The organism is Pseudomonas sp. Kh14 (assembly GCF_900291005.1).
In the GTDB taxonomy this organism is placed as follows: Bacteria; Pseudomonadota; Gammaproteobacteria; order Pseudomonadales; family Pseudomonadaceae; genus Aquipseudomonas; species Aquipseudomonas alloputida.
The window spans coordinates 1-240 of the sequence record NZ_OLKJ01000290.1; the positions used below are offsets into that span (position 1 = coordinate 1).

Annotated in this window: 1 pseudogene; it reads right to left on the reverse strand. The window is 68.3% G+C overall.

The features are described 5' to 3' along the window. Positions 1-240: pseudogene (locus tag FQ668_RS28160) on the reverse strand (ABC transporter ATP-binding protein); the annotation flags it as partial.

Consider the following 240-nt stretch of genomic DNA (forward strand, 5'->3'; position numbering starts at 1 on the left):
CCCGGACAGCGAGGCCGGGTATTTGTCGGCGGCCGAGATTGGCAGCCCGGCCAAGGCCAGTTTCACCCCGGCCAGGTGCTCGGCATCGGCGCGGGACAGCCCGGCGTGCTCGATCAGCGGCAATGCCACGTTTTCGGTGACGGTCAGCGAAGAGAACAGCGCGCCCTTCTGAAACAGCACGCCGAAGCGCCGTTCGACCAGTGAGCGCTGCTCTTCGCGCAGGCCGGCCAAGTCCTGGCC